General features: G+C 72.1%; 6 protein-coding genes and 1 pseudogene. 5 read left to right on the top strand and 2 right to left on the bottom strand.

The window, feature by feature from the left end:
* From ACRDP3_RS02220 to trmB, 3 genes and pseudogenes are all read left to right on the top strand, one after another.
* Positions 1-995 (top strand): annotated as a pseudogene (locus ACRDP3_RS02220) (hypothetical protein); the annotation flags it as partial.
* 45 nt (positions 996-1040) lie between these two features.
* Positions 1041-2375: an L-2-hydroxyglutarate oxidase gene (lhgO, locus tag ACRDP3_RS02225; protein WP_431515087.1), complete on the top strand. Its 1335-nt coding sequence runs from the start codon at positions 1041-1043 to the stop codon at positions 2373-2375.
* Positions 2376-2453: 78 nt separating this feature from the next.
* Positions 2454-3203, top strand: coding sequence for a tRNA (guanosine(46)-N7)-methyltransferase TrmB (gene trmB / locus ACRDP3_RS02230; RefSeq protein WP_431515088.1), 750 nt, complete (start codon positions 2454-2456; stop codon positions 3201-3203).
* Between the two features lie 123 nt (positions 3204-3326).
* Here the strand turns inward: trmB and ACRDP3_RS02235 are convergent, their stop codons facing one another.
* Together ACRDP3_RS02235 and ACRDP3_RS02240 are read right to left on the bottom strand one after the other, a co-directional pair.
* Positions 3327-4232, bottom strand: coding sequence for a PRC and DUF2382 domain-containing protein (locus ACRDP3_RS02235; RefSeq protein WP_431515089.1), 906 nt, complete (start codon positions 4230-4232; stop codon positions 3327-3329).
* Between the two features lie 129 nt (positions 4233-4361).
* Positions 4362-5318, bottom strand: a complete 957-nt coding sequence (locus ACRDP3_RS02240) for a LysR family transcriptional regulator (RefSeq protein WP_431515090.1) — start codon at positions 5316-5318, stop codon at positions 4362-4364.
* 84 nt (positions 5319-5402) lie between these two features.
* Between ACRDP3_RS02240 and ACRDP3_RS02245 the strand changes: the two genes are divergently transcribed.
* A complete protein-coding gene (locus ACRDP3_RS02245; protein ID WP_431515091.1) occupies positions 5403-6164 on the top strand; it encodes a sulfite exporter TauE/SafE family protein in 762 nt (253 codons plus the stop codon).
* A gap of 362 nt (positions 6165-6526) precedes the next feature.
* A partial coding sequence (locus ACRDP3_RS02250) for a PrsW family intramembrane metalloprotease (protein WP_431515092.1) occupies positions 6527-7693 on the top strand: 1167 nt, incomplete at its 3' end.

Here is a 7693-nt window from a genome sequence, read left to right on the forward strand (position 1 = left end):
GCCCCGCGGGTGCCGGCACCCCCGCCGGTACCGGTACCGAATACCCGACATCGGCATCGGCAGCCGTCCCGGCGCCGCTGCGCGTCGGCCACACCGACGTGGCGAAGCTGCGCGAAGCCGCGGACGAGGCGCGGCGCTGGGACTCCAAGTACGGCGGCGGCGACTGGCGTTCGTCGATGGTGCCGGAGTGCCTGCGGGTCGACGCGGCGCCGCTGCTGCTCGGCACCTACACCGACGAGGTCGGCCGCTCCCTGTTCGGCGCCACCTCCGAACTCACCCGTCTCGCCGGCTGGATGGCCTTCGACACCGGCCAGCAGGAGGCGGCCCAGCGCTACTACATCCAGGCGCTGCGCCTCGCCCGCGCCGCCGCCGACGTCCCGCTCGGCGGCTACGTACTCGCCTCCATGTCGCTGCAGGCCACCTACCGGGGCTTCGCCGACGAGGGCGTCGACCTCGCGCAGGCCGCGCTGGAACGCAACCGCGGCCTGGCCACGGCGCGCACCCTGAGCTTCTTCCGCCTGGTCGAGGCCCGCGCCCACGCCAAGGCCATGGACTCGCACGCGTGCGGCGCCTCCCTCTCCAGCGCGGAGAGCTGGCTGGAGCGGTCCCGTGAGGGCGACCCGGATCCCTCCTGGCTGGACTTCTACTCCTACGACCGGCTCGCCGCGGACGCCGCGGAGTGCTACCGCGACCTGAAGGCGCCGCGCCAGGTGCGCCGCTTCACCGAGAAGGCGCTGTCGAAGCCGACAGAGGAGTTCGTACGGTCGCACGGGCTGCGCCTGGTCGTCTCGGCGGTGGCCGAGCTGGAGTCGGGAAACCTGGACGCGGCGTGCGATGCCGGGGCCCGGGCGGTGGAGGTCGCGGGGCGCATCTCCTCGGCGCGGACCACGGAGTACGTACGGGATCTGCTGCACCGGCTGGAGCCGTACGGGCACGAGCCGCGGGTGGCGCAGCTGCGCGAGCAGGCCAGGCCGCTGCTGGCGGCGCCGGCGTGAGGCGTACGTGACCTGCGTCGCAGCCGTTTGTCAGTGGTGGCCTTCATGATGGATGACGTGCTCAGCGATGCCACCTCAGCGACCACGGCAGCCACCATCACAGCCGGTGCGGGCGCGACGGCCGCCCCGGCGTACGACTGCGATGTGCTGATCGTCGGCGGCGGCATAGTCGGCTTCTCCACCGCGTACGCGCTGACCCGCGCCGCCCCGGGCACCCGTGTGCTCATCCTGGAGAAGGAGGCCGGCCCGGCCCGCCACCAGACGGGGCGGAACAGCGGCGTGATCCACAGCGGGATCTACTACCGCCCGGGGTCGCTCAAGGCGCGCTTCGCCGCCCGTGGCGCGGCCGAGATGGTCGAGTTCTGCGCGGAGCACGGCATCGCCCACGAGGTCACCGGCAAGCTGATCGTCGCCACCGAGCGGGCGGAGCTGCCGCGCCTGCACGCCCTCATCCAGCGCGGCAGACAGCACGGCATCCCGGTGCGCGAGCTGGGCCCGGCCCAGCTCGCCGAGCGTGAGCCGCATGTACGCGGCCTGGCCGCCATCGAGGTCGGGACGACGGGCGTCTGCGACTTCGGGGCGGTGACCAGGCAGTTGGCGCGGCTCGCGCGGGAGGCGGGCGCGGAGGTGCGGTACGGGGCGCGGGTCACGGCAGTGGACCGGCGTCCGGGCCGTGGCGTGGCCGTCCGGGTGGGAGCCGGGCCGGGCCCCCGCTCCGTCGTGCGCGCCCGCGCGATGGTCAACTGCGCGGGTCTGCACTGCGACCGGCTGGCCCGGCTCACCGGCGATGACCCGCCCGCCCGCATCGTCCCCTTCCGCGGCGAGTACTTCGAGCTGGACCCGGCCCGTACGGACCTGGTGCGCGGCCTGGTCTATCCGGTGCCCGACCCGGCCTTCCCCTTCCTCGGCGTCCACCTCACCCGTGGCATCGACGGCGGCGTCCACATCGGGCCGAACGCGGTGCCGGCCCTGGCCATGGAGGGATACGACTGGCGCACGCTGCGCCCCCGCGAGCTGGGCTCGGTGCTCGGCCATCCCGGCGCCTGGCACATAGCGCGCCGCCACTGGCGGTACGGGGCGGGGGAGTTGCGCCGTTCCCTCTCCAAGCGCGCCTTCACCGACGCGGTCCGGCGGCTGCTGCCGGAGATCGCGGAGGACGACCTCAAACCGTCCCCGGCGGGCGTGCGCGCGCAGGCGGTGCGACGCGACGGGACCCTCGTCGACGACTTCCTGATCACCGAGACCCCGCACGTGGTCCACGTGCTCAACGCACCCTCCCCCGCCGCGACGGCCTCGCTGCCGATCGGCCGGGAGATCGCGGACCGGGCACTGGTCGCGCTGGGCGCGACAGTGGGGGTGCTGGGCGCGACGGTGCTCTGAGCAGCCGGTTGGAACGCCCTCGCTTCCGCGAGGGAGGATGTGAGTGTGTCTGACGAGTTGCGATGTCTGAGAGCTGGGATGTCTGAGAAGCCTGCCATGTTCCCCGACGGCACCGGTCCCTCCGCCGACCCGGCCGGTGCGCATCACGAGCGCCGCATCCGCAGCTTCCAGCCCCGCCGCAGCCGGGTCACCCCCGGTCAGCGCGCTGCGCTGCTCCGCACGTGGCCCCGCTGGGGCTTCGACATCGACGGGCTGCACCGCCTCGACCTCGACGAACTGTTCGAGGGGCGTCCCGTCGTCCTGGAGGTCGGCTTCGGCATGGGTGAGGCCACCGCCCGGATGGCCGCCGACGACCCGGACACGGGCATCCTCGCCGTCGACGTGCACACCCCCGGCCAGGGCAATCTGCTCCGGCTCGCGGAGGAGCACGGCCTGTCCAACATCCGGGTGGGCAACGGCGACGCCGTCATCCTGATCAGCGAGATGCTCGCCCCGGCTTCCCTCTCAGGACTCCGCGTCTACTTCCCGGACCCGTGGCCCAAGACGCGGCACCACAAGCGCCGGCTGATCCAGCCGGAGTTCCTGGACCTGGCCGCGGTCCCGCTCCGCCCCGGCGCCCTCGTGCACTGCGCGACCGACTGGGAGCCCTACGCCGAGCAGATGCTCGAGGTGCTCTCCGCCCACCCGGCCTACGAGAACACCCGGCCCGACGGCGGCTTCGCGCCGCGTCCTGACACCGGCCCGGCCGCCCGTCCGCCCACCCGCTTCGAGGGCCAGGGCCTGGAGAAGGGCCACAAGGTCCGCGACCTGCTCTTCCGTCGCTGCTGACGTGCCGTACGCGCCGGCCGGCACGCGACAGCCCTCGTGCCCAAGGTCTGTCGCCTTGGGCACGAGCCCGGCGTCCGGCGTCACGCGCCGGGTCTGAGCAGCCGGCCGAGGCGGCCGACCGCGTCAGCTGGTGGTGCCGTAGGGCATCTCCTCGTTGATCCCCTCGATCTCGATGCGTTCCTTGCGGCACTGTCCTCGTATCGTCTCCTCCTCGATGCGCTCTTCGGTGACCAGGCGCACACGCTCGACCGGCACCGTCTCGGTCTCCGCGACCGGACGCTCCTCGTGCAGGATGACTTCGTAGTCGTCCTCCATGATCTCCGGTCCGCTCATCGCCTGTTCCCTGTTGGCGTCGGTGATCGGCTCCCGCACGATGCGCACCTCTTCGTGGCGCACCGGAACGGTCTGCTCGACCTCCTCCGTGACCACGTACTTGTGCAGGCGCGCGCGACCGGCTTCACGCCGCTCCATGCCCACCCGCAGGTGCTCCTCCGAACGGGTCATGGCCCCCTGCACGGACGCCAGATCGCCCCGGCCCGCCTCGCCTCCGTACGGCATCGCGCCTGACGACATGGCACGCGACGTGGGCGGTCCGGGCTGCTCGGCCTCGCTTTCCCAGCCCATGGAGCCACCCGCAGCACCCGCGGCACCGGCCGCACCCGCTGTGCCTGCCGCACCGGCCGTGCCGCCCGCGCCCTGCGATGTGGATTCATCCCAGTCGAAGCCGTAGAAGCTGTAGAGCTCGCGCTCCTGCTGCTCGGTGAGGCGGCCCTTCGAGACGTCCATGTGCGGTGCGTCCTTCACCATCGTCCGGGCGACGGGCACCTCGAGGTAGTCGTCGACGACGCGGCCCTCATGAATGGGTACGAACGTCTCCTGAGTGCCGAACAACCCGGTGCGGACCGTGGCCCACTCCGGCTCGCCCGTGCGCTCGTCGAGGAAGACGTGCCGGGCCTCGCCGATCTTCTTTCCGTCCGCGTCGTAGATCATGTGATCGACCACCGCGGGGATCTGCTCCTGGGAGATCATGAAAGGGCCTCCTACTCCCAATGGCGTATCACTCCGCTTCCAGTCCAACGCCGCCTCGCGCGAGATGCACGTCGCTACCAGCACATCGCAACCCAAAACAGGCCGAACGGGTGAATTCCGTCCGGCCAGCTATCCCGGCGGCTTCCCCGGAAGGGCCTCAGATGCGCCGGGCTCTCCCTGTCTGCTGTGGGAGGCCGGCTCGGACAGCGCCGCGTGACGCAGGTGCTCGGCAAGCGCCGCGGTGGCCGTGGAGGTCCGGTCCTTCGCGCCCCAGGCCAGCAAGTGGTGGCGGCGTGACCAGGGATCCTGTAGGTCACACACGTCGAGCGGCTGGCTGGGGTCGATAGCACGACGCGGTACGACGGCGAGCCCGACACCGGCGGCCGCCAGGGCGACGAGGATGTTGAGGTTGGCAACGGTGGTGCGGTAGCGCACTGCCGGAGCGTGCGGGCCGAGGTTCTTCTCGATCCAGCGTCGCAGCGAGGAGTCGGCGTCGAGCCCGACGAGAGGATGCTCGGCGACCTCGTTGTAGGTCAACGCGTCCCGCCCGGCCAGAATCCCGCCGGCCTGGCCGACCACCACGAGGGAGTCGTCGCCCAGGGGCTCCATGTCGAGGCCGCAGTCGCGGGCCTCGTCGTCGAGAACGACCCCCAGGTCCGCCTCACCGTCGGCGAGCATCCGCACGGTCTGCGGGGTGCGGCTTTCGGAAACAGTGACGTCGACGTCCGGGTGTGCGCGGAGGAACGACACCAGGGCTTGCGGCACGAGTCGGTACATCGCGGAGCCGCCGCCCAGCAGGGTCAGCGGAGCGGTCGGGGAGCGGGTATAGCTCGCGACGGCACCTTCGAGCCGCGCTGTCAGAGCGAGTACGTCACGTGCGTGGCGGGCCAGTGTCGTCCCCGCCGGGGTGGGTCGAACTCCCCGGCGGCCGCGGATCAGCAGTGCCACACCGGCGTGGTGCTCGAGCGAGCGCACCCTGGCGCTGGCCGAAGGCAGGCTCAGGTGCATCCGGCGAGCGCCCCCGGTGATCGACCCCTCCGCCACGATGTCGAGGAAGAGCCGCAGGTCGTCCAGGTCATAGCGCACCCGTACAAGCCTATGGCACAGCCTTATGCTGGGTTCACCGATCACGCATTGTGGGCCCACTGGCCAACGGGTGATGCTCGGCAGGTGTCCGAGATGCTGCTTGTCCTGCTGGCCGGTGTTGCCGCCGGAGCGCTGAACTCCATCGGTGGCGGGGGCACGTTCGTGGCGCTGCCCGCTCTGGTCGCAGTCGGCCTGCCCCCTGTCGCGGCGAACGCGTCATCGACCGTCGCCCTCGTCCCCGGGGCAGCGGCCGGCGCGTGGGTCTACCGACGCGAACTCACCCCGGTCGGGGGGACGTCCACGACGGCGCTGACAGCGATCAGTGTGATCGGCGGCGGACTCGGTGCCGGCCTGCTGCTCGCGCTGCCGGCAGCGTCGTTCGACGCCGCGGTGCCGTGGCTGCTCGCTTTCGCCACGGTGATCCTCGCCTTCGGGCGCCGCGTCTCCCGTGCGTTGAGCACCGCGCTGGGCCGCTCGGTCGGCATGAGTTCCCGGGCTGTCCTGATCGGCCAGTTCCTCCTCGCCGTGTACGGCGGATACTTCGGCGGCGCCGTAGGCATCATGATGCTGGCCCTGTGGAGCATCGGCCTGGGCCTCGACACCGCCGTCAGCAACCCGATGCGGGTCGCCCAGGTCGCGGCCGTCTATCTCAGCGCGACCGCACTGTTTCTCATCGCCTCGGACGCACTGAACGCTCCGCTTCTCCTCGCCACCATGCTGGCCGGCGCGGTGGCCGGCGGCTTCGCCGGCGCCCACTTCGCACGACGTCTCCCCGCTCGGCTGCTGCGGAGCGTCGTCCTGACCACCGCCGTGACCATGACCGTCCTCTATTTCCTACACGGCTGACCACGCGGACCGGTGATGGCCTGCGAAGCGTGCGAACCGGCTGAACTCGCGTGCGCCGCCGTCCCGATCGGCGAACACGAGGCGAATCCCGACGACACCTCCCGGTCCGCTGGCCGGAAATGTGTACGCCCTTCATGGCCCGGCCTCGGGCTCGTTACTGTCGTGTGGTGGACGACGAGGCATCCGGCGCGCACCAGGCGCCCCCGTACGCGGCCCGCCCGTACCCCTATCCCGGTCCGCATCCCTATGGCGGACCACCCCCGCAGCAGCCACGGCACCCGGCGTACGCCCAGGCCCCCCAGACCCAGCACCCGAATCCCCACCCGGTGCCCGCCTACGCCCAGCAACCCCGGTTCCCGGCGATGCCCGCCTCCCCCGCGGACTGGCGCTACCACCCGCCCGCGACCCCCTCTTGGTGGCACCGCCACCGCCGCACGCTGCGCGCCCTGACCCTCATCACGGTGTTCACGCTGTGCGGGCTGATCATCCTCGCCCTCGTACGCGAACAGACCGGCACCCTCGGCCTCCTCGTCGGCCTCGGCCTGGCCGTGCTGCCCGTGCCGCTCCTGCTCGCCGCCTTCCGCTGGATGGACGGCGTCGAGCCGATGCCCTGGCGCAACCACCTCTTCGCCTTCGCCTGGGGCGCCTGCGCGGCCACCCTCGTCGCGCTCCTCGCCAACGGCCTGGCCACCGACTGGCTCAGCACGTCCGTGACCGACTCCGCGGGCCGGGCCGACGTGCTGGGCGCCACGGTCATCGCGCCGGTCGTCGAGGAGTCGGCCAAGGGCGTCGCCATCCTGCTCCTCTTCTTCTTCCGCCGCCGCGACTTCAACGGCGTCGTCTCCGGCCTCGCCGTCGCCGGCATCACCGCCACCGGCTTCGCCTTCACCGAGAACGTCCTCTACCTCGGCACCGCCTTCGGCGAGGACCAACTGCTCGGCCCCGACGCGCTGCACGAGTCGGCCACGGCCATGACGTTCTTCGTCCGCATCATCCTGGCCCCCTTCGCGCACCCCCTCTTCACCGCGCTGACCGGCATCGGCTTCGGCATAGTCGCCGCCGTCCCCGGCATGCGGATCCTCCCGCGCGTCCTCATCCCCTTCCTCGCCGTCTTCACGGCGGCGCTGCTGCACGGGATATGGAACGGTTCCGCCGCCCTCCCCGGCTGGGCGTTCTTCGCCGTCTACGCCCTCTTCATGGTCCCGGTCTGCGCCACCCTCACCTGGCTGGCGGTCTGGTCCCGGCGGCAGGGGCTCCGCACCGTCCGCGACACCCTGCCCGCCTACGTGGCCGCCGGCTGGCTGGCACCGGCCGAACCGATAGCCCTCGGCTCGATGCGCGCCCGCTCGATGGCCCGCTCGCTGGCCCGCGGTACGCACGGGGCAGGCGCGGCCCGTACGGTCGCCGAGTACCAGCACTTCGCCACCTCCCTCGCCCTGCTGCGCGACCGCGCCCAACACGGCGCCCCGGCACCGGACTTCCAGGCCCGCGAACAGGAACTCCTGCACCACCTCTGGCACCGCCACGCC

The sequence above is a fragment of the Streptomyces sp. genome (genome assembly GCF_050698815.1).
Taxonomy (GTDB): Bacteria; Actinomycetota; Actinomycetes; order Streptomycetales; family Streptomycetaceae; genus Streptomyces.

Excerpts from the sequence above, each read along its gene's own strand:
- trmB (WP_431515088.1), top strand. The coding sequence starts at position 2,454 with ATGTCTGAGAAGCCTGCCATGTTCCCCGACGGCACCGGTCCCTCCGCC.
- lhgO (WP_431515087.1), top strand. The coding sequence starts at position 1,041 with ATGATGGATGACGTGCTCAGCGATGCCACCTCAGCGACCACGGCAGCC.
- ACRDP3_RS02235 (WP_431515089.1), bottom strand. The coding sequence starts at position 4,232 with ATGATCTCCCAGGAGCAGATCCCCGCGGTGGTCGATCACATGATCTAC.